The organism is Cucumibacter marinus DSM 18995 (assembly GCF_000429865.1).
In the GTDB taxonomy this organism is placed as follows: Bacteria; Pseudomonadota; Alphaproteobacteria; order Rhizobiales; family Devosiaceae; genus Cucumibacter; species Cucumibacter marinus.
The window spans coordinates 332,692-357,750 of the sequence record NZ_KE386977.1; the positions used below are offsets into that span (position 1 = coordinate 332,692).

27 protein-coding genes and 1 tRNA gene are annotated in these 25,059 nt (G+C 63.1%); 15 read left to right on the forward strand and 13 right to left on the reverse strand.

The window, feature by feature from the left end:
• Positions 1–16: 16 nt before the first annotated feature.
• Genes G489_RS0112405 through G489_RS0112415 form a run of 3 tightly spaced genes read right to left on the reverse strand, consistent with a single transcriptional unit; the run spans position 17 to position 3,127 of the window.
• Positions 17–2,431: a chemotaxis protein CheA gene (locus G489_RS0112405; protein WP_029041804.1), complete on the reverse strand. Its 2,415-nt coding sequence runs from the start codon at positions 2,429–2,431 to the stop codon at positions 17–19.
• A gap of 39 nt (positions 2,432–2,470) precedes the next feature.
• On the reverse strand, positions 2,471–2,830 hold the full coding sequence (locus tag G489_RS0112410; RefSeq protein ID WP_029041805.1) for a response regulator: 360 nt from the start codon (positions 2,828–2,830) through the stop codon (positions 2,471–2,473).
• A 3-nt stretch (positions 2,831–2,833) separates the two neighbouring features.
• A complete protein-coding gene (locus G489_RS0112415) occupies positions 2,834–3,127 on the reverse strand; it encodes an STAS domain-containing protein (RefSeq protein ID WP_029041806.1) in 294 nt (97 codons plus the stop codon).
• Positions 3,128–3,266: 139 nt separating this feature from the next.
• Between G489_RS0112415 and G489_RS0112420 the strand changes: the two genes are divergently transcribed.
• Genes G489_RS0112420 through G489_RS0112430 form a run of 3 tightly spaced genes read left to right on the forward strand, consistent with a single transcriptional unit; the run spans position 3,267 to position 4,752 of the window.
• Positions 3,267–3,668 carry an ArsR/SmtB family transcription factor gene (locus G489_RS0112420; RefSeq protein ID WP_210162606.1) on the forward strand — a complete coding sequence of 134 codons (402 nt, stop codon included), beginning with the start codon at positions 3,267–3,269 and terminating at the stop codon, positions 3,666–3,668.
• Positions 3,665–4,117, forward strand: coding sequence for an SRPBCC family protein (locus tag G489_RS0112425; protein WP_029041808.1), 453 nt, complete (start codon positions 3,665–3,667; stop codon positions 4,115–4,117). The genes G489_RS0112420 and G489_RS0112425 overlap by 4 nt, the downstream gene beginning before the upstream one ends.
• Positions 4,114–4,752 carry a glutathione S-transferase family protein gene (locus G489_RS0112430; protein ID WP_029041809.1) on the forward strand — a complete coding sequence of 213 codons (639 nt, stop codon included), beginning with the start codon at positions 4,114–4,116 and terminating at the stop codon, positions 4,750–4,752. Before G489_RS0112425 ends, G489_RS0112430 begins: the two co-directional genes overlap by 4 nt.
• Positions 4,753–4,768: 16 nt before the next feature.
• Here G489_RS0112430 and G489_RS0112435 read toward each other — a convergent pair whose 3' ends face one another.
• Positions 4,769–5,812, reverse strand: a complete 1,044-nt coding sequence (locus G489_RS0112435; RefSeq protein WP_035872559.1) for an enoyl-CoA hydratase/isomerase family protein — start codon at positions 5,810–5,812, stop codon at positions 4,769–4,771.
• 166 nt (positions 5,813–5,978) lie between these two features.
• On the opposite strand from G489_RS0112435, the gene G489_RS20415 reads away from it, so the two are divergent.
• From G489_RS20415 to G489_RS0112465, 6 genes are all read left to right on the forward strand, one after another.
• On the forward strand, positions 5,979–6,506 hold the full coding sequence (locus tag G489_RS20415; protein ID WP_029041811.1) for a gluconokinase: 528 nt from the start codon (positions 5,979–5,981) through the stop codon (positions 6,504–6,506).
• A 197-nt stretch (positions 6,507–6,703) separates the two neighbouring features.
• Complete coding sequence (locus G489_RS20420; RefSeq protein ID WP_051332591.1) at positions 6,704–7,177, forward strand: NAD(P)H-dependent oxidoreductase subunit E; 474 nt, start codon at positions 6,704–6,706, stop codon at positions 7,175–7,177.
• Complete coding sequence (locus tag G489_RS0112450) at positions 7,174–8,736, forward strand: formate dehydrogenase beta subunit (protein WP_029041812.1); 1,563 nt, start codon at positions 7,174–7,176, stop codon at positions 8,734–8,736. The genes G489_RS20420 and G489_RS0112450 overlap by 4 nt, the downstream gene beginning before the upstream one ends.
• 16 nt (positions 8,737–8,752) lie before the next feature.
• Positions 8,753–11,608 (forward strand): formate dehydrogenase subunit alpha, encoded by a 2,856-nt coding sequence (gene fdhF / locus G489_RS0112455; RefSeq protein ID WP_029041813.1) that lies wholly within the window; start codon positions 8,753–8,755, stop codon positions 11,606–11,608.
• A gap of 44 nt (positions 11,609–11,652) precedes the next feature.
• Positions 11,653–12,423 carry a formate dehydrogenase accessory sulfurtransferase FdhD gene (fdhD, locus tag G489_RS0112460; RefSeq protein ID WP_029041814.1) on the forward strand — a complete coding sequence of 257 codons (771 nt, stop codon included), beginning with the start codon at positions 11,653–11,655 and terminating at the stop codon, positions 12,421–12,423.
• The gene (locus tag G489_RS0112465) at positions 12,420–12,641 is read left to right on the forward strand and encodes a formate dehydrogenase subunit delta (RefSeq protein ID WP_029041815.1); all 222 of its coding nucleotides are present in this window, start codon (positions 12,420–12,422) and stop codon (positions 12,639–12,641) included. The genes fdhD and G489_RS0112465 overlap by 4 nt, the downstream gene beginning before the upstream one ends.
• Here G489_RS0112465 and G489_RS0112470 read toward each other — a convergent pair whose 3' ends face one another.
• Complete coding sequence (locus tag G489_RS0112470; RefSeq protein ID WP_035872714.1) at positions 12,642–13,061, reverse strand: bleomycin resistance protein; 420 nt, start codon at positions 13,059–13,061, stop codon at positions 12,642–12,644.
• Positions 13,061–13,636 (reverse strand): TetR/AcrR family transcriptional regulator, encoded by a 576-nt coding sequence (locus tag G489_RS21940; protein WP_029041817.1) that lies wholly within the window; start codon positions 13,634–13,636, stop codon positions 13,061–13,063. The genes G489_RS0112470 and G489_RS21940 overlap by 1 nt, the downstream gene beginning before the upstream one ends.
• A 95-nt stretch (positions 13,637–13,731) precedes the next feature.
• Between G489_RS21940 and G489_RS0112480 the strand changes: the two genes are divergently transcribed.
• On the forward strand, positions 13,732–14,775 hold the full coding sequence (locus tag G489_RS0112480) for an NAD-dependent epimerase/dehydratase family protein (protein ID WP_029041818.1): 1,044 nt from the start codon (positions 13,732–13,734) through the stop codon (positions 14,773–14,775).
• Between the two features lie 25 nt (positions 14,776–14,800).
• Here G489_RS0112480 and G489_RS0112485 read toward each other — a convergent pair whose 3' ends face one another.
• From G489_RS0112485 to G489_RS0112500, 4 genes are read right to left on the reverse strand one after another with little or no spacing between them, the layout of a single operon-like run.
• Positions 14,801–15,928: an ABC transporter permease gene (locus G489_RS0112485; protein WP_029041819.1), complete on the reverse strand. Its 1,128-nt coding sequence runs from the start codon at positions 15,926–15,928 to the stop codon at positions 14,801–14,803.
• Positions 15,925–16,902, reverse strand: a complete 978-nt coding sequence (locus G489_RS20430; RefSeq protein ID WP_051332631.1) for an ABC transporter ATP-binding protein — start codon at positions 16,900–16,902, stop codon at positions 15,925–15,927. The genes G489_RS0112485 and G489_RS20430 overlap by 4 nt, the downstream gene beginning before the upstream one ends.
• A 35-nt stretch (positions 16,903–16,937) precedes the next feature.
• Positions 16,938–17,885, reverse strand: a complete 948-nt coding sequence (locus G489_RS20435; protein WP_035872561.1) for an HlyD family secretion protein — start codon at positions 17,883–17,885, stop codon at positions 16,938–16,940.
• Complete coding sequence (locus G489_RS0112500; protein WP_029041820.1) at positions 17,878–18,528, reverse strand: TetR/AcrR family transcriptional regulator; 651 nt, start codon at positions 18,526–18,528, stop codon at positions 17,878–17,880. Before G489_RS0112500 ends, G489_RS20435 begins: the two co-directional genes overlap by 8 nt.
• 387 nt (positions 18,529–18,915) lie before the next feature.
• Here G489_RS0112500 and G489_RS0112505 point away from each other — a divergent pair, with 387 nt between their 5' ends.
• The 3 genes from G489_RS0112505 (at position 18,916) to G489_RS0112515 (ending at position 20,107) form a co-directional block, all read left to right on the forward strand.
• Positions 18,916–19,545, forward strand: coding sequence for a pyridoxamine 5'-phosphate oxidase family protein (locus G489_RS0112505; RefSeq protein ID WP_029041821.1), 630 nt, complete (start codon positions 18,916–18,918; stop codon positions 19,543–19,545).
• 11 nt (positions 19,546–19,556) lie between these two features.
• Positions 19,557–19,946: a VOC family protein gene (locus G489_RS0112510; RefSeq protein WP_029041822.1), complete on the forward strand. Its 390-nt coding sequence runs from the start codon at positions 19,557–19,559 to the stop codon at positions 19,944–19,946.
• 85 nt (positions 19,947–20,031) lie between these two features.
• A tRNA-Ala gene (locus G489_RS0112515) sits at positions 20,032–20,107 on the forward strand.
• Positions 20,108–20,299: 192 nt separating this feature from the next.
• On the opposite strand, the gene G489_RS0112520 is transcribed toward G489_RS0112515, so the two are convergent.
• The gene (locus G489_RS0112520; protein WP_029041823.1) at positions 20,300–21,682 is read right to left on the reverse strand and encodes an SH3 domain-containing protein; all 1,383 of its coding nucleotides are present in this window, start codon (positions 21,680–21,682) and stop codon (positions 20,300–20,302) included.
• A gap of 119 nt (positions 21,683–21,801) precedes the next feature.
• Here G489_RS0112520 and G489_RS0112525 point away from each other — a divergent pair, with 119 nt between their 5' ends.
• Complete coding sequence (locus G489_RS0112525) at positions 21,802–22,887, forward strand: bifunctional transcriptional activator/DNA repair enzyme AdaA (protein WP_051332592.1); 1,086 nt, start codon at positions 21,802–21,804, stop codon at positions 22,885–22,887.
• Positions 22,888–22,900: 13 nt separating this feature from the next.
• On the opposite strand, the gene G489_RS0112530 is transcribed toward G489_RS0112525, so the two are convergent.
• On the reverse strand, positions 22,901–23,557 hold the full coding sequence (locus G489_RS0112530) for a L,D-transpeptidase (protein WP_029041825.1): 657 nt from the start codon (positions 23,555–23,557) through the stop codon (positions 22,901–22,903).
• A gap of 88 nt (positions 23,558–23,645) precedes the next feature.
• Complete coding sequence (locus tag G489_RS0112535) at positions 23,646–24,005, reverse strand: hypothetical protein (protein ID WP_029041826.1); 360 nt, start codon at positions 24,003–24,005, stop codon at positions 23,646–23,648.
• Positions 24,006–24,301: 296 nt separating this feature from the next.
• Here G489_RS0112535 and G489_RS0112540 point away from each other — a divergent pair, with 296 nt between their 5' ends.
• The gene (locus G489_RS0112540; protein ID WP_029041827.1) at positions 24,302–24,979 is read left to right on the forward strand and encodes an outer membrane protein; all 678 of its coding nucleotides are present in this window, start codon (positions 24,302–24,304) and stop codon (positions 24,977–24,979) included.
• Positions 24,980–25,059: the final 80 nt, after the last annotated feature.

Here is a 25,059-nt window from a genome sequence, read left to right on the forward strand (position 1 = left end):
TTATTCTCCTGTCAGATTATGCCGCATTTTGTCTTGTGGGCGACGCCTTGATGCCCTGGACATCAACGATGAGGGCCACCGACCCGTCGCCGAGAATGGTGCCGCCGGCGATGCCGTCGATGCTTTCGTAGTTTTCTTCAAGGCTCTTGATGACGACCTGCTGCTGGCCGACGATATCGTCGACAATCAGCGCGACCTTCACCCCGCCTTCCGCTTCGCAAAGCACCACGAAGCGGTGTTCGTCATCTGTGATGCTGTTCATGTCGAACCGGTCGGCCAGATCGACCACCTGCACATATTCGCCGCGCACCTTCAAAAGCCGCGATCCGGACGGCACCGAACCGAAGTCCGAGCGCGAGGTCTGGATCGTCTCGACGATCGAGGAAAGCGGGATCACATAGTGGCAGTCGGCAACCTTGACGAGCATGACGTCGAGCACGGCCAGCGTCAGCGGAAGCCTGAGCGTCATGCGGGTGCCGAAGCCGGGCCGCGACTTGACGTTCACCGAACCGCCGATCTTCTTGATGTTGGACAGCACCACATCCATGCCGACGCCGCGGCCGGAGATATCGGAAACCTCCGACGCGGTCGAAAAACCGGGCGCAAAGATCAGATTGTCGATCTGGTCTTCGGTCAACTGGGTATCGGGGGGCACGACGCCGCGTTCGCGCGCGATCTCGAGCACCCGCTCGCGATTGATACCGGCGCCGTCGTCTTCGACAACGATCAGGATCGAACCGCCGGCCTGTTCGGCTGAAAGCTTGATCACCCCGGTTTCGGGCTTGCCCTTGTCGGTGCGTTTCTCGATCGTTTCGATCCCGTGATCGGCGCTGTTGCGGATCATGTGGGTCAGGGGATCGGAAAGCTGTTCGATGACCGTCTTGTCGATTTCGGTGTTTTCACCGACCATTTCGAGACGGATCTTCTTGCCGGTCTTCGCGCTCAGTTCGCGCACCAGGCGCGGCATGCGCGAGAACACGGATTTGACCGGTTGCGCGCGGATCGCCATGACCGAATCCTGCAGGCCGCGCGTGGTTTGCGCCAGAACCTCGATGCCGCGCACCAGCTCCTGGTATTTGTCGCGCAGCGTGTCGTCCATCTGCTGGTTGAGCATCGACTGGGTGATGACCAGTTCGCCGACCATGTTGACCACGCGATCGACCTTGTCGAGATCCACCCGGATCGACTGCATGGCCGGCTTGCGGGTCTCGGTTGCTGCCGGTTTGGTGTAGCCGGCGGCCGCCGGTGCTGGCGCTGCCGCGGGTTTTGCAGCGGCCTCGGTCTTGGCGATGGCGGCATCAGCCGCGTCTTCATCCTCGTCCCCGGCATCAAGGCCGGTCACGCCAAGTTCGCCAGCGAGATCGGCAAAGCTCGGTTGGCTTTTCGCAGCCGGCTTGTCTTCTGCAACGGGCTCCCCATCGGACTTGTTCGCCGCAGAGGCTTCTTCGACCGCCTGGTCTTCGGACACCGGCTCTTCGCTGATGGCATCCTCGTCCATTTCGGCCCCGGCGTTGAGACTGGCGGCAAGGTCGGCAAAGCTGGTCTCTTCTTCGGCCTCGGCGACCGGGGCGCTGGCCGCGGCGGCACTGCCGTCAATGGCCGCGATCGCGATCTCGCAATCGCCTTCGACGAACTCGAAGACTTCGCGGATATCGGCTTCACTGGCGCTGGTATCGGTCAGCGTGATGACCCAGGAACAATAGACCCCGAAGGGCTCGAAATCGTGCAGCAAGGGCAGCTCGGTCAGCCGTGCCTCGATGGTGGACGTCCCGAGCCCGGCCAACTCGCGCAGCAGCAAGAGCGGGTCATTGGCACGCTCATAAAGCGCGGGCAGCGGCGTGAACTCGACCCGCCAGCCGCGGGCCGCATCGTCAACCTTGTCGGTCTCGAGCGCGATTTCCGCCAGATCCGCCGCCGCGCCGTCGCTCAACGGGGCCTCGTCGAAGCTGTCCGAAGCCGGCTCATCCTCGAGGTCGACCATGACCGGCGTGAACTCGATCTCGTCGAAATCTTCCTGCGTCGGACCATCGTCTTCATCCTCGGCGTCGCCGTTGCAAAGGGCCTCGAATTGCGCCTTCTCTTCGGCGCCGAAATCCGCGCCCAGATCCTCTTCGACGCGGGCTGCGGCCACGAAGTCGGCCACGATGTCATTGGCGCGAATACACAGCGCGACCACATCATCGCTGAGCTCGACCCGGCCATCGCGGACATAGTCGAGAAGGGTCTCGAAAGAGTGTGCGAACTCGACAAGGCGCTGAAACCCGAAGGCACCCGCCCCGCCCTTGATCGAATGGATGGCGCGGAACACGGCATGCATCCGGTCGGATTCGCGGTCACCTTCTTCGATAGCGGCGAATTGCTCCTCGAGCTCACCAAGCAGCTCGCTGCATTCGTCGAAATATGTCGCTTTGAATTCGTCGAGATCACTCATGAGCTATTCGACCCGAAACCCCTGGGCGGCCGCCCGTATCTAGTGACTAACTTTGCGGATGACCGAGACCAGCTTGTCCGGATCGAACGGCTTCACGATCCAGCCCGTGCCCCCTGCGGCGCGGCCCAGATCCCGTTTCTCCTGGCTGGTTTCAGTCGTCAGAATGAGAATGGGAAGGTTGTGGTGCTGACCGCCGGCACGGACCTGGCGGATAAACTCGATCCCGTCCATGACGGGCATGTTCACGTCGGTAATCACCACATCGACGTTTTCCTGACCCAGCATGTCGAGCCCCTGTTGGCCGTTTTCGGCCTGCAGAACCTCATATCCCGCATCGGTCAGCGTATGCTTGAGCATCGCCAGAATGGTACGGGAATCATCGACCGTGAGTACGCGCATTTCTTAACCCTCTTGTTCCAGTAGCGGCGCGAACGCCTCACCCAGCCCCAAAGTCTCGATCGCCGCCGAAACCTGTTCGGACGGGCGGACCAGTTTCATCTCTCCACCGGCCTGGGCAGTAGTTCTGGCCGCGCTGAGCAGCATCAGCAGGGCATTGGTCGATATCCGCTGAACGTCCTTGAGGCCGATCGCGAACTGTGCCGAGTCCAGCTGCGCGGAGATCTGCTCACGCACATCCTCGAGTGCGTGCAAATCGGCAACGGCGGGCAAATCGATGGCGACGAGGCCTTCGGACATAGCAGAACAACTCCCTTCACGGACCAGTCCGCAGCGAGTTTTGCCTCTAAGACTTTAAGAATTCATAACCATAAGCAGCTGCCCCGCACGAAAATGCCGTTTTGCGCATTGACGTCCCGCGGGCGCGGGAATCAGGGGCATGACACCGGTCCGGGCACACCATGGCATTGACAGGCCGCGCCCAAGTCATTTACTTCGCCAAATGGCAAAGTATCATCACGCAACGATCGACCGCACATTCTTCGCGCTGTCGGACCCCATAAGGCGGCAAATCCTCGAACGCCTGAAACAAGAGCCCGGGCTTTCAGTGAGCGAACTGACGAGGCCCTTGCCGATCAAGATGCCGGGAATGATGAAGCACCTGACCGTGCTGTCCGAGGCCGGCCTGATCGCGCGAAAGAAGACCGGACGCACCGTTTCGGTCAGCCTCGCGGCAGCGCCCATGAAGGAAGCGATGGAGTGGCTCGACCAGTATCAGCACTTCTGGACCGTCAGTCTCGATCGCCTGACGGCACTGGTGGAAGAGGAGGAACCGAAATGAATGAAGCGGTTCCCAGCGTCCAGATCATCCGCCGGCTGAAAGCGACACCGGCACGGATATTCGCCGCCATCACCAAGCCCGAACAGATCATATTGTGGTGGGGTCCCGACGCCGGCCAGACCGTCAGCGCCGAGAACGACCTGCGCCCCAGCGGGCGCTACAGCATCGTTTTCCGGACCCTTGACGGCGCCGAACACAATCCGCGCGGCCGCTATCTCGAGATCGTTCCGGACGAAAAGCTCGTCTTTACCTGGGAATGGCCCGGCCATCCGGAATGGGAGTCCCGGGTCACATTCACCCTGCGCCCGATCGAGATCGGTACCGAACTGACCCTTATTCATGAACGCCTGCCCGATATCGGGGCGGTTGAGAGCCATACCGCAGGCTGGTCCGGCTGGTTCGATGAACTGCAGGCCTTCCTGTCATTTGCGCCCGGAGACGCCCGATGAGCGAAATCGTTCTCACCACCTATGACTGGGTACCCGACACACCACGCGGCTATGTGCGCGACTTGCGGGTGCGCTGGGCGCTCGAGGAAGCGGGATTGCCATATCGGGTTGAAAGCACGCCCTTTCACGACCGCGGCCCCGAACACTTTGTCCGCCAGCCCTTCGGGCAGGCGCCCTGGCTGACAGACGGCACCACAACGGTTTTCGAGAGCGGGGCGATGGTGTTGCACATCGCCGAAAAGAGCGATGTCCTGATGCCGGCTTCGCCCGAAGGCCGCAGCGCGGTCATCAACTGGATCTTTGCCGCGCTAAACTCTGTCGAAATGGCGTCCCTGCCCTATTCGATCTTCAAGTTCACGGGAGACGAAGAATCTTCGCCTGGTCGAAGTGCCCTTGACGGTTTCCTGGCCATGCGGCTGGGCCATATGCAGCAGGTGCTGACCCAACGCGACTGGCTGGTGGGTGCCTTTTCCGCAGCCGACATCCTGATGGCCGATGTCCTTCGGCTCGTTGACCGCTTCGACGGTCTTGCCGACTATCCCGCGTGCCGCGACTATGTCGAACGCGCCACCGCCAGACCGGCATTCCGGATCGCCTTTGACGGTCAGATGGAGCACTTCGCGCAGGCCGATTGACTGGCGGCCGCCGCGCTCACTCCCCGGCGATGGCCGCGGCAATCGCCGGGCCATCCACGCCCGAAAGATCGGCAGGAGACCAGGCCGGGGAATGATCCTTGTCGACGAGCACGGCCCGGACCCCTTCGGCAAAGTCGCTGCGCCTGGTGAGATAGACGGCGAGCCGGTAGTCGAGAGCCAGGACCTCTCGGGCGGACTTCATCGACCGGCTGGCATCGAGTGCCTGACGGTTTGCATCGAGAGAGGTCGGACACCTTTTGCCAATGACCTCGTGCAGATGCGCCGCAAATTCATCCTCCGCCGCCCGCGCCTTCAACGCGTGCAGCATCTGGCCGACATCCTCTACGGCAAAGCAATTCGCCAGCCGATCGACCCCCTCGCAGAACGGGATCGGCCCGATATCCCCCGCATGCGGGGTGAGAACCCCGGCAATGGCGTGTTCGGGGTCCTTGTCGGCAGCCGCCAGCGCGATCTCGTCGGTCAGGGCATCGAGCGAGGCGCTGGACACAACGATATCGGTGAGCCTCAGCATCACCGCATCTGCGGCGCCAACCGGTTCGCCGGCAAACTCGAAAGCCAGGGCGCGGTGTCGGGCCTGCCGGGAAAGAATGAAATTCGATCCCACATCGCAAAAGAAGCCGATCGCCGCCTCGGGCATGGCAAAGCGCGAGCGCTCGGTGGCGATGCGGAACCGCGCATGTCCGGAAAGCCCGATCCCGCCGCCCATCACGATCCCGTCCTGAAACGCGATGATCGGCTTGGGATAGGCCGCGATCAGCCCATCGACCCGGTATTCGAGGTCGAAAAAGCGGGCGGCGTCTTCGAACCGCTCGGAAAGCATCAGGTTGCGGGTGGCCCGGACATCACCGCCCGCGCAAAATCCCTTTTCGCCAGCGCCACGGAAAAGAACCGCCCGGATACTCTCATCGTCACGCCATGCATCGAGCGTTTTCTCGATGGCTTCGAACATCGGCACTGTCAGCGCATTGATGGCGCGAGGCCGGTTCAACTCGACAATTCCAAGCTGTCCTGCTTTCGAAATCAGGATTTCTTCGGTCATGGCCAGCGCCTTTCACAGAATATCGTCGACAAATTCTCCTTTTTTGAGCGATTATTCTCGCCCCACCTCAGTTCGTCAGCGAATTGTAAGCAACGAAATCGCATAATTCTCTGACGCGCGGGACCTGGTCGGCCTCGCAGGAAAAGAAAAGGAGTGTGCCGTTCTCATGTCATTGCATGTCGTCATAATGGGGGTCAGCGGCAGCGGCAAGACCACGCTCGCCCGCCTGATGGCAGCCCAGCTCGGTGTGACCTACATCGATGGAGACGATCTGCATGGTTCGCGCAATATCGAAAAGATGCGCGCCGGCACACCGTTGACCGATGCAGATCGCTGGCCGTGGTTCGACCGGATCGCGATGGAAGCCAATTCCCTGCCCGGAGGAACAGTGATCGCCTGTTCCGCGCTCAAGTCGATCTATCGTGACCGGCTGCGCAAGGGCCTTGGCGAAGCCGCCTTTGTCTATCTGCGCGGCACGCGGGATCTTTTTCAGCGCCGCATGAGCCGTCGGCCCGGTCATCACATGCCGGTCGGCCTGCTCGACAGCCAGCTCGAGACCCTTGAAGAGCCTGTCGGCGAACCCATGACCATCATTCTCGATGCCAATGACAGCCCCGAGCGCTGGATGGAGCGGCTGTTGGCCGACCGGATGCTGTGCCGCGGGGTGACCGAGGTTTCTGCGGCCGCCCGATAGTACATCGCGCGACTTGGCGGGCGTGGCGCTTCCTCAAAAACAACGTGGGCACAAAGACATAGTATGCCACCACGCATGCAGGTGAACGCATACGCTTTCAAAAAATTTCACGCTCCGGCTATTTGCAACCGGGTCCAATTGCGCGCAATATGCGGACCGCGACATAGACTTACGCGCCAGCGGCATCCGGAGATTATATGACTGGCTCTACCGCCGAAGGCCACGGCGACATGGTCAAGGCGATCTGCCAGAGGCACGGCAACGACCCCGCCTCGCTGATCGAGATTTTCCACGACATCCAGGCCGAACTCGGGTTCATCCCCGAACCGGCGCTTACGGATATCGCCCAGGCGATCAATCGTTCGCGCGCCGAAGTTCATGGCGTCATGAGCTTCTATCACGATTTCCGCCGCCAGCCCGGTGGGACGGTAACGGTCAAACTCTGCCGCGCGGAAGCCTGTCAGTCGATGGGCGCGCTCGAGCTGATCGAAAAGGTCTGCGCCCGGCACGGGGTGACCCTGGGCGGCACTTCCGCCGGCGGGGTGACCATCGAACCGGTCTACTGTCTTGGCAATTGCGCCCTGTCACCGGCAGCACTGGTCAATGACAGGCTTGTAGGCCGGGTGACGCCCGACCGGCTCGACAAGGCCATTACGGAGGCTGCGTCATGACCCAAAGCCCGACAATTGTCTGGATCCCGCGCGATGCCGCCGCCAGATCGGTAGGCGCCGATGATGTGGCTGCCGCCATCGCCCGCGAGGCGGAGTTGCGCGGCGAAACCGTCACCATCAAGCGCAACGGGTCACGCGGCATGCTCTGGCTCGAGCCGCTTGTTGAAGTTGAGACAGCCGAAGGCCGGATCGCTTATGGCCCTGTCGGCGAGGACGATGTCGCAGGGCTGTTCGATGCCGGTTTTGTGACCGGCGGTGCCCATGCGCTGCACCACGGGCCGACCGAGAGCGTTCCCTATTTCGCCAATCAGGAACGGCTGACCTTCGCGCGGGTCGGGCTGATCGACCCGCTCGATCTGGCAGATTATGAAGCCCATGGCGGGCTCAAGGGCCTCAGGGCCGCGCTGGCCATGACCACCGATCATATCATCGAGCAAGTCACCGAATCCGGCCTGAGAGGTCGGGGCGGGGCGGGCTTTCCCACCGGCATCAAATGGCGAACGGTCGCCGACCAGCCGGATGGCGAGAAATACATTGCCTGCAACGCCGATGAAGGCGATAGCGGGACCTTTGCCGACCGCATGCTGATGGAAGGCGACCCCTTCACCCTCATTGAGGGCATGATCATCGCGGCCCGCGCCGTTGGCGCGACCAAAGGCTACATCTATCTGCGCTCCGAATATCCCGATGCCATCGCCACCATGAACGCGGCCATCGCCATCATGGAAGATGCCGGCTGGCTGGGCACCGACATTCAGGGCTCGGGGACCGATTTCGACCTCAAGGTCCGCCGTGGTGCCGGCGCCTATATCTGCGGCGAAGAATCCTCGATGCTCGACAGCCTCGAAGGACTGCGCGGGGAGGTTCGAGCCAAGCCGCCGATTCCGGCGATTGCCGGACTGTTCGGCAAGCCGACAGTCGTGAACAACGTCCTGTCCTTTGGCACGGTGCCGGTGATCCTCGCGGAGGGTGCGGCGCACTACAAGGATTTCGGCATGGGCCGCTCACGCGGCACCCAGCCCTTCCAGATCGCCGGCAATGTCAAACAGGGCGGACTCGTCGAAAAGGCCTTCGGGGTGACGATCCGCGAACTGATCGAGGATTTCGGCGGCGGCACGGCATCTGGCCGGCCCTTCCGCACGGCCCAGCTTGGGGGACCCCTCGGCGCCTATGTCAGCGAGGCGATGCTGGACACCCCCATGGACTATGAGGCTCTGGCCGAACATCAGGCCATGCTCGGGCATGGCGGAATAGTGGTCTTTGATGATACAGTCGACATGATGGAGATGGCGAGGTTCGCTTTCGAATTCTGCGCCATCGAGAGCTGCGGCAAGTGCACCCCGTGCCGGGTGGGCGCGGTCCGTGGCAGAGAGACCATCGAGAAGATCATGCGCGGCGATAATGCCGCTGAAAACCTCGTTCTGATCGAGGATCTCTGCGAACTGATGACCGACGGCTCGCTCTGCGCCATGGGGGGACTGACCCCCATGCCGGTGCGCTCCGCGATCCGGCTGTTCCCCGGCGATTTCGAACGCGCCGGGCGCACAGCCGCGCAATAATCGGGAGGATGGATCAATGAACAAGATCCGCCAGAAGGATTTCGGGACCCCGAAAAAGGAAACCGAAAAGCTGATCACCCTCACCATCGACGGCGTCGAGGTGACCGTGCCCGAGGGCTCCTCGGTCATGCGCGCCGCCGCCGAGGTCGAGCGCCCGATCCCCAAGCTCTGCGCCACCGACACGCTGGAGCCCTTCGGCTCGTGCCGGCTCTGCCTGGTCGAGATCGAAGGCATGAAGGGCACACCCGCCTCCTGCACGACGCCTGTGAGAGACGGCATGGTGGTGCACACCGAAACCGCAAGGCTCGAAAAGCTGAGGCGCGGGGTGATGGAGCTTTATATCTCCGACCACCCGCTCGACTGCCTGACCTGTAGCGCCAATGGTGACTGCGAGCTGCAGGACATGGCCGGCACGGTCGGCCTGAGGGATGTGCGCTACGGCATGGAAGGGGAAAACCATTTCGCCCCCGACGTCCGCGATCCGGTCGACAATTCCACCCCCTATTTCCAGTTCGATCCTTCGAAATGCATTGCCTGCTCGCGCTGCATTCGCGCCTGCGAGGAGACCCAGGGCACATTCGCGCTGACCATGGAAGGACGCGGCTTCGAATCGAAGATTTCCGCCGGCACGCTGAGCGATGATTTCTTCTCGTCCGAATGCGTGAGCTGCGGCGCCTGCGTGGCCGCCTGCCCCACCGCGACGCTCGAGGAAACCGCCATCGTCAAGCATGGCGTGCCCAACCGCGTGGTCGAAACCACCTGCGCCTATTGCGGGGTCGGTTGCTCGTTCCAGGCGGAACTCAAGGGCAATGAAGTCATCCGCATGACGCCCTCCAAACAGGGCGGCGCCAATGAGGGCCATAGCTGCGTCAAGGGCCGCTTCGCCTTCGGCTATGCGACCCACAAGGATCGCATCACCACCCCGATGATCCGCAATGCGATCACCGATCCCTGGCGCCCTGTAAGCTGGGACGAGGCGATCCAGTTTGCCGCTGACAAGTTCAGCGCGATCAAGGCCAGGCATGGTGCAACGGCGATTGGCGGCATCACCTCCTCGCGCTGCACCAATGAAGAGGTCTTTGCCGTCCAGAAGATGGTGCGCGGCGCCTTCGGTTCGAACAATGTCGACACCTGCGCCCGCGTCTGCCATTCCCCAACCGGCTACGGCCTCAAGACCACGTTTGGCACCTCTGCGGGCACCCAGACCTTCAAATCGGTCGAAAAGGCCGACACGATCCTGCTGATCGGCGCCAACCCGACCGACGCCCATCCTGTCTTTGCTTCGCGCATGAAGCGCCGGTTGCGCGAGGGTGCGCAGATCGTCGTCGTCGACCCGCGCCGCATCGACCTGGTGCGCTCACCGCATGTCGAGGCGGCCCAGCACATTCCCCTTCAGCCCGGCACCAATGTCGCGGTGATGAACGCCTTTGCCCATGTCATCGTCACCGAGGGCCTGGCCGACGACACCTTCATCGCCGAACGCTGCGAGGACAAGGATTTCGAACGCTGGAAGGCCTTCATCGCCGAAGAGCGTAATTCTCCCGAGGCGCTGGCTGAGACCATCGGCGTCGACGCCGAAACCATTCGCGCGGCCGCCCGGGCCTATGGGTCGGCGCCCAATGGCGCGATCTATTACGGGCTCGGGGTGACCGAGCATTCGCAGGGCTCGACCATGGTCATGGCCATGGCGAATCTCGCCATGCTGACCGGCAATATCGGGCGCGAAGGCGTCGGGGTGAACCCGCTGCGCGGTCAGAACAATGTCCAGGGCTCCTGCGACATGGGCTCCTTCCCGCATGAGCTTTCCGGCTATCGCCACATCTCCGACGACGGTGCCCGCCAGCTGTTCGAAAGCGATTGGGGCGTCGCCCTCAATGACGAGCCTGGCCTGCGCATTCCCAACATGTTCTCGGCCGCCATCGATGGGTCCTTCCTCGGGCTGTTCGTCCAGGGCGAGGACATCGCCCAGTCCGACCCCAATACCCAGCATGTGACCGAGGCGCTTTCGAGCCTTGAATGCCTTGTCGTGCAGGACCTGTTCCTCAACGAGACCGCGGCCTTTGCCCATGTCTTTTTGCCCGGCACCTCCTTCCTTGAGAAGGACGGCACCTTCACCAATGCCGAACGCCGCATCAACCGCGTGCGCCCGGTCCTGCCGGAAGCCAACGGCCTCTCCGAATGGGAAACCGTGGCAAGGCTCGCACGGGCGATGGGCTATGAAATGGGCTGGGAAACCGCCGCCGATATCATGGACGAAATCGCCCGGCTGACCCCGACCTTCAAGGGCGTGTCCTTCGAGCGGCTCGATCGCGACGGCTCCTTGCAATGGCCGGTCAACGATGCCGCACCCGACGGCACCCCGATCATGCATGTCGGCGGCTTCGTGCGCGGCAAGGGCCGGTTCATGATCACCGAATATGTGCCGACCGAGGAGCGCGCCAACCGCCGCTATCCGCTCATTCTCACGACCGGGCGGATCCTGAGCCAGTATAATGTCGGCGCCCAGACCCGCCGAACCGAGAACTCGCGCTGGCATGACGAAGACACGCTGGAGATCCATCCCCACGACGCCGAAACCAGGGGCATCCGCACCGGAACGCGCGTCTCGGTGCAGTCGCGCATGGGCGCCACGACACTGACCGCCTTGGTCACCGACCGGGTGCCGCAAGGCGTGATCTACACGACCTTCCATCACCCGGAATCGGGCGCCAACGTCATCACCACCGACTATTCGGACTGGGCCACAAACTGCCCTGAATACAAGGTGACAGCCGTCGAAGTCCGGCCGGCCAACGAGCCTTCTCGCTGGCAGGAAGACCATGAACGCCGCCGCGAGGACAATTATGTGGTCGGCCTACCGGCTGCCGAGTAATGGCCGCCCCGGCGGATAAATCGGGACCGACCGGTTACTCGCCAATGGCCGCGGGCCATCGCGTCTCGCGCGATGGCACCCGTCAGCCGGCGCAATGGGCGGTGCCCGCGGAACGGCCGGTCGCGCTTTTGTACAATGGCGAACAGTTCGGGGTGATGATGCTCACCCCGGCAGACCTTGAAGACTTCGCGCTTGGGTTTTCGCTGACCGAGGGGATTGCCACATCGAAGACGGACATCGAGGCGGTCCGGCTCGAACGAACCCGGGACGGGCACCTCGTCAATGTCATCATGGCCGCCGACAAGGTCGCCAATGCCGGTGACCGGCGGCGCTCGATCCTTGCCGGTTCGGCCTGCGGCATCTGCGGGGCGCAGACCATCGAGGCCGCCCTGCCCCGCCTGCCAAAGGTTGCCGGCGTCCGGCCCGAACCCGCTGCGATCCTTGACGCGATGGCCGCGCTGCCCGCTCACCAGCCGATGAATGCCGAGAACCGCTCGACCCATGCTGCCGCCTTTTGCGCCCGCGACGGACGCATCGAACTGGTGCGCGAGGATATCGGCCGGCACAACGCCCTCGACAAGCTGGCCGGCGCCTTGGCCCGAGCCGGGCTTGACCCCGAAGCCGGCTTCATCCTGTTGTCGAGCCGGCTGAGTGTTGAAATGGCGACCAAGGCCGCGCGGATTGGCGTGCCGCTTGTCGCCTCGATTTCCGCCCCTTCCGATCTGGCGCTCGTGCGCGCCAGGCAGGCCGGGCTGAGCGTAGCCGCCCGGTCGGGCGACGAACTGATGATCTTTGAAGGAGCCCCCGGACCATGAATGCCGGTGAACTTGTCCGCATGGCCAACCAGATTTCCGATTTCTTTGCCGCCTACCCCCATGACGAAGCGGTCGCCGGGATTGCCGACCATATCGTCAAATTCTGGGATCCGCGCATGCGGGTGGCGTTGAGCGACTATCTGAAAACCGGCGGCGACGGGCTCAACGATCTGGCGTTCGAAGCCGCGCAATCGCTCGAACAAAACGCTTCTGCCTGATCATTCGCCCGACGGCAGCGGGGCAAAGAACGTCACCAGATTCCCGTCCGGATCGAGCACCGCAAATTCGCGCATGCCGTAATCCTTGTCCGCAAGCGGGCCATTGGGATGGATAATGGCCGGGTCAACCGATGCGTGAAACGCATCGATGGCGTGCACCAGCACCCGGCAGCTCGCCGTCCCGGCAATGAAGCTTTCGGCACCGGATTGAACCGGGTTATCCGCCCGGCCCCGCCATCTCTCATCACCGGCGAGCCACAAATGGATCTCGACGCGATCGCGGCCGAGGATCGCAATGCGCGGTTCCCGGTGCAGCGCCGTCATGCCGAGCCGGGACTCATAAAAACCGATCGCCCGCTCCAGATCGGAAACCGGAAGAGCCGGCACCGCCGCCCCCCAGATCACGTCGTCCCCCGCCATCATCCACCCTCCCTGACCAGAATCTTGCGCACCCCTAGCTGGATGGCATCGCCGGCTTCCGGCGAAACCCCGAAGCGGCTGGCAATGCCCCCGGCGGCGCCGATGGCCGTGCGGGCCAGCAGGCCGGGCTGGTCATAACCTTCCGACGCGAGCCGCGCGGTGAACATCGCTTCGATCTCGGCTTCGAGCCCGGCGACCTGTGTGCCCGACCGCCGGCTCTGCTCGCCCATCAGTTCTTCGGCAAAGGGCGACTGGAACAGGACCGAATTCATCATTGCGTATTTGGCCGCCAGCGCCCGCGCGATCACTTCCGCAGCCGATCCGTCGGTGTCCATGGTCTCCACCACGAGCTGGCGCATGGTAGCCAGCATGTTGCTTGCCACCCCGTCGAACACGGCATCTTTATCGGGAAAATGAGCATAAAGCGTCGGCTTGGCGACATGCGCCTCACGCGCGATCGCCTCCATGGTCGTGCCCGCAAACCCCTGCCGCAAAAACAGGAATTGCGCCGCCTCGATGATGGCGCTGCGCTTGTCCCGCTTCCTTGCCGGTGCCGGTCTGACGTCGGTCGACACAAAAAACTCCTCGCCGCTATTGAACGAAATGAACGATACACGTATATATCGTTCAATTCAACGCGAATGCAACCCGCCTCTCAGAGGAGATTATCATGTCGGATCGTGTTCTTGTCACCGGTATAACCGGCTTCGTCGGCGGCCATGTCGCCCTTGATCTGCTCAAGCGCGGTTACGCCGTGCGTGGCAGCCTGCGGTCGATGAAAAAGGCCGATCATGTCCGCGACACGCTCGCCCGCCACGGCGCGCCCGTCGACAAGCTCGAATTCATCGAGCTTGACCTTTTGAGCGACAAGGGCTGGGACGAGGCCGTAAAGGACTGCCGCTATGTCCAGCACATCGCCTCGCCTTTCGTCACCTCGATGCCGGACGATGAGATGGAGCTGATCCGCCCCGCCGTCGAAGGCACGGAGCGGGCGCTCAACGCCGCCTTCAGTGCCGATGTCGAGCGGGTGATCATCACTTCTTCCGCGGCGGCTGTGATGTATGGCCATTCAAGGGACCGCAAGGCTCCCTTCACCGCCAATGACTGGACCAACACCGAGGGTGGCGATGTCACCGCTTATGTGAAGTCCAAGACGCTGGCCGAACGCCGGGCCTGGGAGATTGCCGAGGCCGCCGGGCGCCGCAACGACATCGCGACCGTCAATCCCACCGGCATCTTCGGCCCGCTGCTCGACACCGACCCCGGCACATCGGGCGCAATCATCGTGGACGTTCTCAAGGGACAGTACCCGGCGGTGCCGCGCTTCGCGATGGGCGTTGTCGATGTCCGAGACGTTGCCGCAGTGCACGTGGCGGCCATGGAAACGCCCGAAGCCGGCGGCCACCGCTATCCGGTCTCGGCGGAAACCATCTGGATGAAGCGCATGGCCGAAACCCTCGCGACCGCGTTCCCGCAATATCGGGGCAAACTGCCCAAATTCACCCTGCCGGACTGGGCGGTGAAGCTCTATGCCAATTTCAACGCCGACATCAAAGGCATTCTCGGTGAGCTGGGCACGTTCAAGGTCGTTGAATCAACCGATGCCGAGGCGCTGATCAACCGCAAGCTGATCCCCGCCGACGAAGCAGTGATTGCCACAGCAAAAACAATCATCGATCAAGGACTTCTGGCAGAGCAGAAGAAGGCGGCCTGACGCCACCTTCCGCACCCGCCGCTGATTAATCGAGGGTCTGCCGGTAGCGCATCAGCGCAATGAAGGTAATGACGGCGAGGATGATGCCGAGCGCGAGCATCTCCCCGCCGATATCGCCCATGCCGGCGCCCTTGAGCATCACCTTTCGCGTGATCCTCAAAAAATGGGTTGCCGGCAGCGCCGTGCCGACGGCTTGCGCCCAGCCGGGCATGCCGGAAAACGGAAACATGAACCCTGACAGCAGGATCGAGGGCAGCAGCGTGAAGAATGAAAGCTGCATCGCCTGCATCTGGGACCGCACCGCCGTCGAGATCAGGAACCCCAACGCCAGATTGACGATGACGAACAGGTTGAACCCCCAGAAGAACGCCATCACCGCCCCGTCGAACGGCACGTCAAACAACAGCCTTGCCGCGAACAGGAACACCCCGGTCTGCACATAGCCGACCAGCACATAGGGCAGGATCTTGCCCACCATCACCTCGAGCGGGCGCACGGGCGTCGAGATCAGGGTCTCCATTGTGCCGCGCTCGGTCTCCTTGACGATGGCAACGGCGGTGATCATGACCATGGTCATCGACAGGATGATCGCCAGAAGACCCGGCACGATATTGGTTGCCGTCTCCCCGGCCGGGTTGAACGCCCGGTGCACCGTGATCGAAAAGGGCGGGGGCCCTTGCGCCAGCCCGGCAAGAGGCCCGGTCAGGGTTTCGCCGACTGCCTGGGAGACGATCGCATTGAGTGCGCCGACCGCCCCGCCGGCGGCCGTCGGATCCGAGGCATCGGCAGTGAGCAACAGATCAGGCCGGTCGCCGCGCACCACGCGCCGTTCGAAGCCGGCCGGGATGGAAATGACAAACAGCGCTTCGCCGCTGCGAAGGGCCTGATCGGCCTCTTCCGGCCCGCTCACCGTGCCGAGAAAATCGAAATAGGACGAGTTCTTCATGCCGGACAGCACTGCCCGGCTGACCGGTCCGGCATCTCCCATCATCACCAGCGTGGGCAGATGGCGCGGATTGGTATTGATGGCATAGCCGAAAAGAATGAGCTGCATGATCGGAATGCCGATCATCATCGCAAAGGTCAGCCGGTCCCGCCGCATCTGGATGAATTCCTTGGTCAGGACGGCCAGAAAGCGTGACAGCGAGATCATGGGCTTTCTCCGGGCTTTGCTCCCGGCGCAGCGAAGTTGTCAAAGCTCTGCGCCATGAGGTGGATGAACACCTCTTCGAGGCCCGCCCGTTGCCGCTGCCAGGTCACCCCTTCGCGGTTCCGATAAGGCGCAATGGCTGCCTCGAGCTCGGTTTCGTCCATCCCGGAGATATGAAGCGCCGAACCGAAGCGCGCGATCTGCTCGACCCCCGGCTTGCCATCCAGTTCGCGCGAAAGCTCCACCAGGTGATCGCCCTCGACCCGATAGGTGATCAGCCCGACTTGCTCCGGGATCTTGGCGGCAGGCGCATCGATCAGCTTTTTGCCATAGGCGATATAGGCGATGTAATCGCACTGCACCGCCTCATCCATATAGTGGGTGGAAACCAGCACCGTGACCCCGCGGTCGGACAGCCGGTGTATCTCGTCCCAGAAGTCGCGCCGCGCCTTGGGGTCGACCCCCGCCGTCGGCTCGTCGAGCAACAACAGGTCTGGCTCGTGCAGCATCGCCGCGCCGAGCGCCAGCCGCTGCTTCCAGCCGCCCGACAATTGCCCGGCCAATTGATGGGACCGGTCCTTGAGCCCCAGATCCTCGAGCGCCGCATCGACCCGCTGCCGGCGCTTGTCGAGCCGGTACATGCGCGCCATGAAATCGAGATTCTCGCGGATCGTCAGGTCTTCATAAAGCGAGAAGCGCTGGGTCATATACCCGACCCGCTCCTTGATCTGCCGCGACTGTTTGACGATGTCGAAGCCAAGGCATGTCCCGCTGCCGCCATTCGGCGTCAACAGCCCGCACATCATGCGTATGGTTGTCGTCTTGCCTGACCCGTTCGGCCCGAGAAACCCGTAGATCGCGCCGCGCGGCACGCTCATGTCGAACCCGTCAACGACGGTCTTGTCGCCAAAGCTCTTGGTCAGCCCCTCGACCCGGATGACAGGCTCGGCCCCCTGCGCGTGGCCCTCATCGGCAATCGGCTTTTCTTCGGTCACGGCAGGCTTTTGTTCGGTCACGGCAGCAGACCCACGCTCACCGGCTGGCCGGGCCTCAGATCCGGCGCCTCGGGAAAGCGCGCCTTGACCAGATAGACGAGATCCGCCCGTTCCTCGCGCGAATAGATCACGGGCGGGGTATGCTGCGCTTCGTTCGCAATCCGCGTGACAACGGCGGTCAGCCCGTCGCCGCACCCGTCGCATTCCACGATCACCGGTGTCCCTGGCGAGAACGTGGCCCTAACCGGTTCGGGCACGAAAAACCGGGCCTCCAACCGATCGGGTTCATAGAGCGCCACCACCGGCTGGCCGCTGCCCACCACTTCACCGGCCTCGAAATTGACCCGGTCGACGATCGCCGAAGCCTTCGCTTTGCCGCGCCGCTGATCGAGCAGCAAGGCCTGCCGTTCGCGCTCTGCCCGCGCCACTTGCACTTCGGCCCGCGCTGCCTCGATCATCGCCGAACGGGCCGGCAGCTGCGCGACGGCCAATTGAGCTTCGGTTTCGGCAACACGGGCCCTCGCCGCCGAGAGAGCCGCTTCGTCCTGGTCGCGCCGCGCCCGCGGCACCAGCCCGTCTTCGAACAATTTGGCCGTGCGGTCGAAATTCTGCTGGGCCAGCTGCATGTCGGTGCGCGCTCGTTCAAGCGCCTGCCGGGTCACGGCCAGCTCTTCTTCGCGCCCGCCGCTCATCTGGTTTTCAAGGCTCGCTTCCGCCGCCTTCACCCGGGCCTCCGCCGCCGCCAGCGTCGCCGTCTGTACTTCGTCCTCGAGCACGAACAGCAAATGGCCGGCATCGACCGGTTCGCCTTCGGCGACCAGGACTTCTTCGAGCCGTCCGGGCTGTTCGGCGGCGATCTCGACGAGATCGGCTTCAAGATAGCCAAGATAGCGCGGCGGCCCCGCGTCATGTCCGGGTACGAAGGCCAGCACCAGCCCGGTCAGCCAGGCGAGGAAATCATCCATTGGCGGATCCCCCGGATGCGGCGAGCCCGTTCATGAGCACGTCGATATGATTGTCGATGAACCGGTCGAGATGGGCATCCAGCCCCTCCCCGATTCCAAAAATCTGGTGCAGCAGGACATGAGCGATCACCGGCCCGATCACCGAGCGCAGGGTGAATTCGGGATCGACCGGGCGAAACACACCCATCTTCACGCCGCGCTCGATCAGCCCCGTCACCACTGGCATCGCCATATCGAGCACCTGGCGGCGATAGAGCTTGGCCAGCGCCGGGAAATTGCCGACCTCGGCCATGATGATCTTCGGAACCGCGGCAACCTTGGGGTCCATCGCGCGCCCGGCAATCAGCCGCAAAAGCATCTCGATGGCAGCACGCGGATGCGCGTCCTCAGCGTGCGAAAGCAGGCTCATCTGCTCGGCAATCGGCGCCAGCGCACGGCGTACCAGCGCTTCGAGCACCGCCTCCTTGGACTCGAAATAGAGATAGACCGCACCCTTGGAGAGGCCCGCCCGCGCCGCGATGTCGGCGACCCTTGTCGCGGCAAAACCCTTTTCGATGAACAGGTCGAGCGCCGCGTCCAGCACTTCATCGGGCCGTGCTTCGGCCCGTCTTCTGAATTTCGGCTGTCGTTTGCTGTCGGCCATGTCTTGCGCTCTCGATCTTTTCGGTCGGCCTTTGCTGGTGTTGGCCCTGCTGGTCTTGGCCTTGCTGGTCTTGAAGCTTGCCGGACCGGCAGACCCGGCCTTCACCACAGAGGCAAAACAACCGGTCGGCCGGTGCCCGTTCATTCGTTAATAACTAACCGGTCATTTATTTACAAGAACAAAGCGGCCTGATGTCAATCAGTTGGTTAAATTTCCGCCGGGGACGGAGGGGGCATGCGGGCCGCCGGCTCCCCTTCCATCCGGCAGGGCCCGGACTGTTTTGTGTTCCAGGCACGCTGATGCGCATCCCGGCGTTCCGCCGCCCGGCGGATTGGGTTAGGGTGCGCCTGCCCTCCGCCTCTCCTTGTGTGACATCAGAGTCCCCGAATGACCGATACAGCCACGCCGCATCGCATCACGACCATCGAGGCGCTCGAAGCCGTGTACGGCACGCCCAATGCCAATTCGACCGACAAGGAGGCGGACTGTCTGATCCCCTCCTATCGACGTTATGTCGAGGTTTCACCATTTGTGGCACTGGCAACGGTCGGCCCTGAGGGCATCGACTGTTCGCCGCGCGGCGACCGCCCCGGCTTTGTCCGGGTGCACAACGAGCGCACCCTGATGATGCCCGACCGGCGCGGGAATAACCGCGTCGACAGTTTGCGGAACATCGTGCGCGACCCGCGTTGCGCCTTTTTGTTCCTGATCCCGGGTGCCGGCAATTGCCTGCGCGTCAATGGCCGCGCACATCTGAGTACCGATCCGTCGCGATGCGACAGCTTCGCCATCGACGGCAAGCCACCCCGCAGCGTCATCGTTCTGGAGGTCGAAACCGTCTACTTCCAGTGCGCGCGAGCCATCATCCGCGCCGGTCTCTGGGATCCCGCCGCGCGGGTCAACGATGCCGACCTGCCCAGCGCCGGGGACATGCTGGCCGAAATCACAAAGGGCCGGCTCGGCGGTGAGGCTTATGACCGCGAATGGCCCGGGCGGGCCGCGAAATCCCTGTGGTAGGCGCGCAGACCATGAGCCGCATCGCGCATCTCACCTATATCGTCGCCGACTATGACGAAGCCCTGGCCTGGTTCACCTCGACGCTCGGCTTCGCCTTGCTCGAAGATACGCCCCTTGGCGGAACGAAGCGTTGGGTGCGTGTCGCCCCACCGGGCGGCGGCACAGCGCTGCTGCTGGCCCGCGCCGACACACCGGACCAGAAAGCCGCGATCAGCGCCCAGGCCGGGGGCCGGGTTTTCCTGTTTCTCGAGACCGAAGATTTCGCCCGCGACCATGCGGCGATGGCCGCGCGCGGCATCAAATTCCTCGAACAACCGCGCCACGAAGCCTATGGAACCGTTGCCGTATTCGAGGATCTCTACGGCCAGAAATGGGACCTCATCGAACCCGTCGCGCACTGACCCGTCACCGCGATTGACACAGCGCCCGCGACCCCAAAACCCCATTGCCTCGACCGCGCCCTTGGCCTATACACCGCACTGGTCCGGGGCCGTAGCTCAGTTGGGAGAGCGCGTCGTTCGCAATGACGAGGTCAGGGGTTCGATTCCCCTCGGCTCCACCATTCCAAAGCCATTGGATTGCTGATCAATCGGAAGGTCCATTTGACCTTTCAGAGGCAAGAATACCGTGAGAGCCGCGCACTCAAGGCAACGTCGGCACCCCCAAAATAACGTACCGCCTCACCAGCGCCACTCGGACGGCAAGCAGCCGATACCGGTGAGCGGATCGCCTGATCCGCGTCTCCTTCAAGCGCCTATTCCAAAGTGAACCGCAGGATGGAAGGCTGCAGATAGGTTGGTTCGTAAACAAAACGCGCACTGACCCAGCCTTCCCCTCCACCTGACCGGACGGCAAACCACAACCCTTCCGGGCCAGGCCCGGCCCGGCAGGCGATCAGTTCGACTTCTTCGCTCGCCTCCAGCACGGTGACAACGTCACCGTCAAGACCGGGTTCATCGCGCAGATTGACCGCCGTCTTGATGGTTCCAGCGCGACTGCCGGCATCACGCAGCACGCCCCTGGAACACCCCATCGCCTCGGCGAACAACCCCCTGGTCACGACGGTACCTTCGGTAACCTCCCGTGTCGGGCACCAGTGGACATCGAATGTCTCCTGCCGGGGCACCGAGCAGGGGGGCTCGGTTTCCGATATCCCCACAAGCACCGTCCCGTCGGCCTGAAAGGTCAATTGACAGCTCATATCGCCATTGTTTCTCCTGGTGAACGAGCCATTGCCATCGGGCAGACCGAACCGGTCGAACCCGGTGTCCGGATCGCTGTGGAACCGCCCGTATTCCCAGGTGATCAGATCGAAACCCGGTGCCGTGGTTTGAACCAGATCGCAAATCCTGTCTGCGACCGCCTGATCGATCCCCTCACCAGGCCACGCCTTAGCGGCCCAGTCCGAGGCCACCGGGGTGAACCCCATTTGCAGGGTCTCGATATCGCCTTGCAGAGTGTAGAATGACTCGGCATCGCGGTGTTTGAGCGCTTCCTGCAACAGCGCGACAGGGCTCGCGCCACCCTCCAGGATCGTCGCGTATTCGGCAACGATGTCATAGGCGAGCGAGAGCACCTCACCCACCTCTGCCGACTGACGCGACGTCTCCGCGTCGAGCTGCCCCATATGGAAACCCAGCCGCGCGCCCTGTTCGACATAGCGGGTGTCACCCCTGACATCGAAGGATCCGGCAAATGCCAGGGCGCAGGCCGACATGCAGCGCTGCCCCTTCAACACATAGACGCCGGCAAGATTGGGGTCCTGACTATTGAGCGCGTAACGGATGACCCGCCCCATCTTGATGCCTTCGACAAAACTGCCGCCGGGACTGTCGAAGACGATGCCGGCAAAGAACTGGTTGTAGTCAGCCAGCACTGCCTCGAGTTTCTCGGCATCACCAGGCTCGATCACCCCGGTCACCGAGATCGCAGAAACCGGCCAGCCGGTCGCCTCGTCTAACGGCTCTGACGCGCTGTCCCGGATTGCCGGCGAGGCATCAAACACACCGCTCAGCGCCGCCAGCCTGTCGACAAGGCCGGCATCGACCCTGATCTCGGCCGCATTGCCCCCTCCTGACTGTAGCTGCACCCAAACCAGGATCAATGCCCCGACAAACCGGCCGACTGACACGTGCATGAGGCATCCTCCTTGCTCCCCGGCTGCTGTTTTGCCTTATTCGGGCGGCGCGATCCATCCCGCACATAGATGCCCGTTTTTTGGCGGCATGGCGCCGGCGCATGCGCTAGGCTTTGCCCATGATGCTGTTTTCCTTGCCCGACCACGACACGCTTTACGCCGCCCTTGAGGCCCGAGATCCGTCATATGACGGACTGGCTTATGTCGGGGTCACCACCACCGGCATCTTCTGTCGGCTGACCTGTCCGGCACGAAACCCCAAACGCGAGAACACCCAGTTCTACGCCACGGTTGCCGAGTGCCTGGAGGCGGGGTTCCGCCCCTGCAAGCGCTGCAAGCCACTGGCCCGAACCGGGGAGATGAGCGATATCGTGAAAACGCTCACCGAGGCGCTCGAAGCCGACCCTGCCCGCCGGTGGCGGGAGGATGATATCATCGCCATGGGACTCGATCCCTCCACAGTCCGCCGCGCCTTCAAACGCCATCTCGGGATTACCTTTCTCGACATGGCGCGGCTGAGACGTCTTGGCCTTGCCGCCGACCAGCTCGCCGCCGGAGTGCCCGTCATCGAGGCACAACTGGAGGCAGGTTTCGATTCAGGCAGCGGCTTCCGCGCCGCCGTCAACCGGCTGATCGGCGAAGCGCCGAAATCGGCGCGTACCCGCGTCTGGCTCAAGGCTGACTGGATCGAAACCCCGATCGGCGCCTTGCTGGCCATCGCCGACAACACCCATCTGCACCTGCTCGAATTCAACGATCGCAAGGGGCTGCCGGGTGAACTCAAGCGTCTTCAGGCTGACGGGCGCACCGCCATCGGCTTTGGCCGCGCGGCCCCGATGGATCGCATTGAAGCCGAGCTCGAAGCCTATTTCGAGGGCCGGTCAGCGCGCTTTGAAACGCCTCTCGCGCTCCATGGTTCGGCTTTCACCCGGTCAGTCTGGGATCAACTCCTCACCATTCCGCCGGGCGAGACCTGGAGTTATCTCGACCTCGCCCGGAGCATTGACCGGCCCAGCGCAACCCGCGCCGTGGCCCGGGCCAATGGCGCCAACCAGATCGCCATCGTCATCCCCTGTCACCGGGTGATCGGGTCCGACGGTTCCCTGACCGGCTATGGCGGCGGACTCTGGCGCAAGAAATGGCTGATCGAGCACGAGAAGCGCAACTATTCAGCGCAACCGGCACCCGCAGCCATTCCGGCCTGAGGCAGGCGTCTGATCAGATCACGACGATCGGGCTGCCATCCGGCACACGGTTATAGAGGTCGATCACGTCCTGCTGGATCAGGCGCACGCAGCCGCTCGAAATCGCCAGGCCGATCGATTTCGGCTCATTGGTGCCATGCAGGCGATAGAGCGTGTCCCGCCCGTTCCTGAAGATATAAAGAGCGCGGGCGCCAAGCGGATTGTCGATGCCCGGCGGCATGCCGTTGCGCCAGGGCTCGAGTTCGGGCTGGCGCTCGATCATCTCGGCGGGCGGCGTCCAGGTCGGCCATTCGCGCTTGTACTGGATGACCGCACGGCCCTTCCATTCAAACCCGGCACGGCCCACCCCGATGCCATAGCGCACCGCCCGGCCTTCGGGGAGCACCAGATAGAGCCGGCGCGTGCCGGTATCGACGATCACCGTGCCGGGGCGCTCCCGGGTCTCGATCTGGGTGAAATTGCGCAAGAGCTCCGATTCGATCGAAAGCGGATCGACCGCCGCGATGGGAAAACGCTCTTCGGGCATCGCCCGATACATCTTGCGGTACATGTCGAGCGTTTCCTGGTAGCGCGAGCGCGCGGCCAGTGCAGGCGCGGGGAACACGCCAAGGGCAGCGGCGCTTGCAGCCCCGGCCAGAACACCCCGGCGGGAGAGAGTAACTTTGGTCATTTTTCGAATGCCTTGAATGCAGCCAGCCTTTTCCGGCGGGCCGTTGCATGGAAATCAGGAAGATGGGGGCGCTATCGCGCCGGCGGCGTCAGGCGCGGCAGGGCGGCGGCGAAGGCGGCGCCTCTGTCCATGCGAGAGGCCGGGTTGTGATCGCTGCCCATCCCCTCATGCGCGGCTGCCCCGGCATGTCGATCCGTGCCGAGACGGGTGCAGCGATATCGACCGGACAGCGATGGGGCAGTTTGCCTTGCCCCGCCGCTGCCAGGCAGATGCGGGCAGCGGGTATCGGGGCGATTTCGGTCACGTAAGGGATGCAATCGCCATAGCTTTGCGCGCGCTCGGCCGCGGCACGCCAGTCGGCCATCTTGCCGGCGGAAGCCTGGGCATGGGCGATGGCACCGGCAATCAGTGCAAACCCGATCACGATGGAGATGAGCGCGCGGAACATGCCCGTTCACTATCCACCGGTTGCGGCAAAGAGAAGACAAATCCCGATCACAAACTGTTCACGGCCGAATCGGCCTTCGCATCCACCCGTGCGGAAACTTAACCGATCGCGTAACTACTTGACCTATATTGATTAATTGCGCTCAAGCCTTGTTGCAAACCGGCAACATGCCCCTGGAATCGGATCAACCCCGTGACGAAATTTAACATGTTGTTCACTTTGCGGTCGCCAGCAGCCGAAACCGGGCCTATGCAACGGCCATCCTGTTCAAATTGAACGCAAAAAGAGGGACGTACATGTTCAACAAGACCACCCTGGCGGTTTCCGCGATCGCCATGCTGTCGATGACCGGTTCTGCGCTCGCCGCCGACCTTTATGTGGCTCCGGAAGTGCCCGAAGTCGTCGAGGCTGTCTCGGGCGACTGGGACGGCATCTATATCGGTGCCTTTGGCGGCATCGGTTCCGGCCTTGCCGACCATGTTTCTGGTCCGGCTACCAACGACATCGATCTGTCGGGCACCATTCTGGGTGTGACCGGCGGTGCCAATTTCTACCTCTCCGATGTCATCATTGGCGGTCTGGCCGTTGACTTCGCCTGGACCAACATGACCGGCACCTATACCGGCGGCCTCACCTCCACCCACACCATCGACTCCCAGGGTGCCGTGCGCGGCGTGCTCGGCTACGATGGCGGCAACATCATGCCTTACGTGACCGGCGGTATCGCCTTCGCAACCGCGACCCGCACCAGCACCTGGGGCGGCCCGAACAACACGGCGACTGCGACACACACCGGCTACACCCTTGGTGGTGGCGCCCAGATCAAGGTCTCCGAAAACCTGGCTCTCGACGTGCAGTACCGCTACACCGACCTCGGCGAGCAGGTCTATGAGTGGAGCGGCGGCGGCACCGACCCCACCATCCACCTGACCGACCACACCGTCACGGCCGGCTTCAACTTCTTCATCGACTGATCGATGAATTCGGGCAGCCATGCCCGCAAAGGTCCCAGAACACTGACCCGCCGGTTCGCCGGCGGGTTTTTTGTTCTCGC

What these genes read in the sequence shown, in the direction of transcription:
- G489_RS0112405 (WP_029041804.1), bottom strand. Translation starts at nt 2,431, where the DNA reads ATGAGTGATCTCGACGAATTCAAAGCGACATATTTCGACGAATGCAGC.
- G489_RS0112410 (WP_029041805.1), bottom strand. Translation starts at nt 2,830, where the DNA reads ATGCGCGTACTCACGGTCGATGATTCCCGTACCATTCTGGCGATGCTC.
- G489_RS0112415 (WP_029041806.1), bottom strand. Translation starts at nt 3,127, where the DNA reads ATGTCCGAAGGCCTCGTCGCCATCGATTTGCCCGCCGTTGCCGATTTG.
- G489_RS0112420 (WP_210162606.1), top strand. Translation starts at nt 3,267, where the DNA reads ATGACACCGGTCCGGGCACACCATGGCATTGACAGGCCGCGCCCAAGT.
- G489_RS0112425 (WP_029041808.1), top strand. Translation starts at nt 3,665, where the DNA reads ATGAATGAAGCGGTTCCCAGCGTCCAGATCATCCGCCGGCTGAAAGCG.
- G489_RS0112430 (WP_029041809.1), top strand. Translation starts at nt 4,114, where the DNA reads ATGAGCGAAATCGTTCTCACCACCTATGACTGGGTACCCGACACACCA.
- G489_RS0112435 (WP_035872559.1), bottom strand. Translation starts at nt 5,812, where the DNA reads ATGACCGAAGAAATCCTGATTTCGAAAGCAGGACAGCTTGGAATTGTC.
- G489_RS20415 (WP_029041811.1), top strand. Translation starts at nt 5,979, where the DNA reads ATGTCATTGCATGTCGTCATAATGGGGGTCAGCGGCAGCGGCAAGACC.
- G489_RS20420 (WP_051332591.1), top strand. Translation starts at nt 6,704, where the DNA reads ATGACTGGCTCTACCGCCGAAGGCCACGGCGACATGGTCAAGGCGATC.
- G489_RS0112450 (WP_029041812.1), top strand. Translation starts at nt 7,174, where the DNA reads ATGACCCAAAGCCCGACAATTGTCTGGATCCCGCGCGATGCCGCCGCC.
- fdhF (WP_029041813.1), top strand. Translation starts at nt 8,753, where the DNA reads ATGAACAAGATCCGCCAGAAGGATTTCGGGACCCCGAAAAAGGAAACC.
- fdhD (WP_029041814.1), top strand. Translation starts at nt 11,653, where the DNA reads ATGGCCGCGGGCCATCGCGTCTCGCGCGATGGCACCCGTCAGCCGGCG.
- G489_RS0112465 (WP_029041815.1), top strand. Translation starts at nt 12,420, where the DNA reads ATGAATGCCGGTGAACTTGTCCGCATGGCCAACCAGATTTCCGATTTC.
- G489_RS0112470 (WP_035872714.1), bottom strand. Translation starts at nt 13,061, where the DNA reads ATGGCGGGGGACGACGTGATCTGGGGGGCGGCGGTGCCGGCTCTTCCG.
- G489_RS0112480 (WP_029041818.1), top strand. Translation starts at nt 13,732, where the DNA reads ATGTCGGATCGTGTTCTTGTCACCGGTATAACCGGCTTCGTCGGCGGC.
- G489_RS0112485 (WP_029041819.1), bottom strand. Translation starts at nt 15,928, where the DNA reads ATGATCTCGCTGTCACGCTTTCTGGCCGTCCTGACCAAGGAATTCATC.
- G489_RS20435 (WP_035872561.1), bottom strand. Translation starts at nt 17,885, where the DNA reads ATGGATGATTTCCTCGCCTGGCTGACCGGGCTGGTGCTGGCCTTCGTA.
- G489_RS0112500 (WP_029041820.1), bottom strand. Translation starts at nt 18,528, where the DNA reads ATGGCCGACAGCAAACGACAGCCGAAATTCAGAAGACGGGCCGAAGCA.
- G489_RS0112505 (WP_029041821.1), top strand. Translation starts at nt 18,916, where the DNA reads ATGACCGATACAGCCACGCCGCATCGCATCACGACCATCGAGGCGCTC.
- G489_RS0112510 (WP_029041822.1), top strand. Translation starts at nt 19,557, where the DNA reads ATGAGCCGCATCGCGCATCTCACCTATATCGTCGCCGACTATGACGAA.
- G489_RS0112520 (WP_029041823.1), bottom strand. Translation starts at nt 21,682, where the DNA reads ATGCACGTGTCAGTCGGCCGGTTTGTCGGGGCATTGATCCTGGTTTGG.
- G489_RS0112525 (WP_051332592.1), top strand. Translation starts at nt 21,802, where the DNA reads ATGATGCTGTTTTCCTTGCCCGACCACGACACGCTTTACGCCGCCCTT.
- G489_RS0112530 (WP_029041825.1), bottom strand. Translation starts at nt 23,557, where the DNA reads ATGACCAAAGTTACTCTCTCCCGCCGGGGTGTTCTGGCCGGGGCTGCA.
- G489_RS0112535 (WP_029041826.1), bottom strand. Translation starts at nt 24,005, where the DNA reads ATGTTCCGCGCGCTCATCTCCATCGTGATCGGGTTTGCACTGATTGCC.
- G489_RS0112540 (WP_029041827.1), top strand. Translation starts at nt 24,302, where the DNA reads ATGTTCAACAAGACCACCCTGGCGGTTTCCGCGATCGCCATGCTGTCG.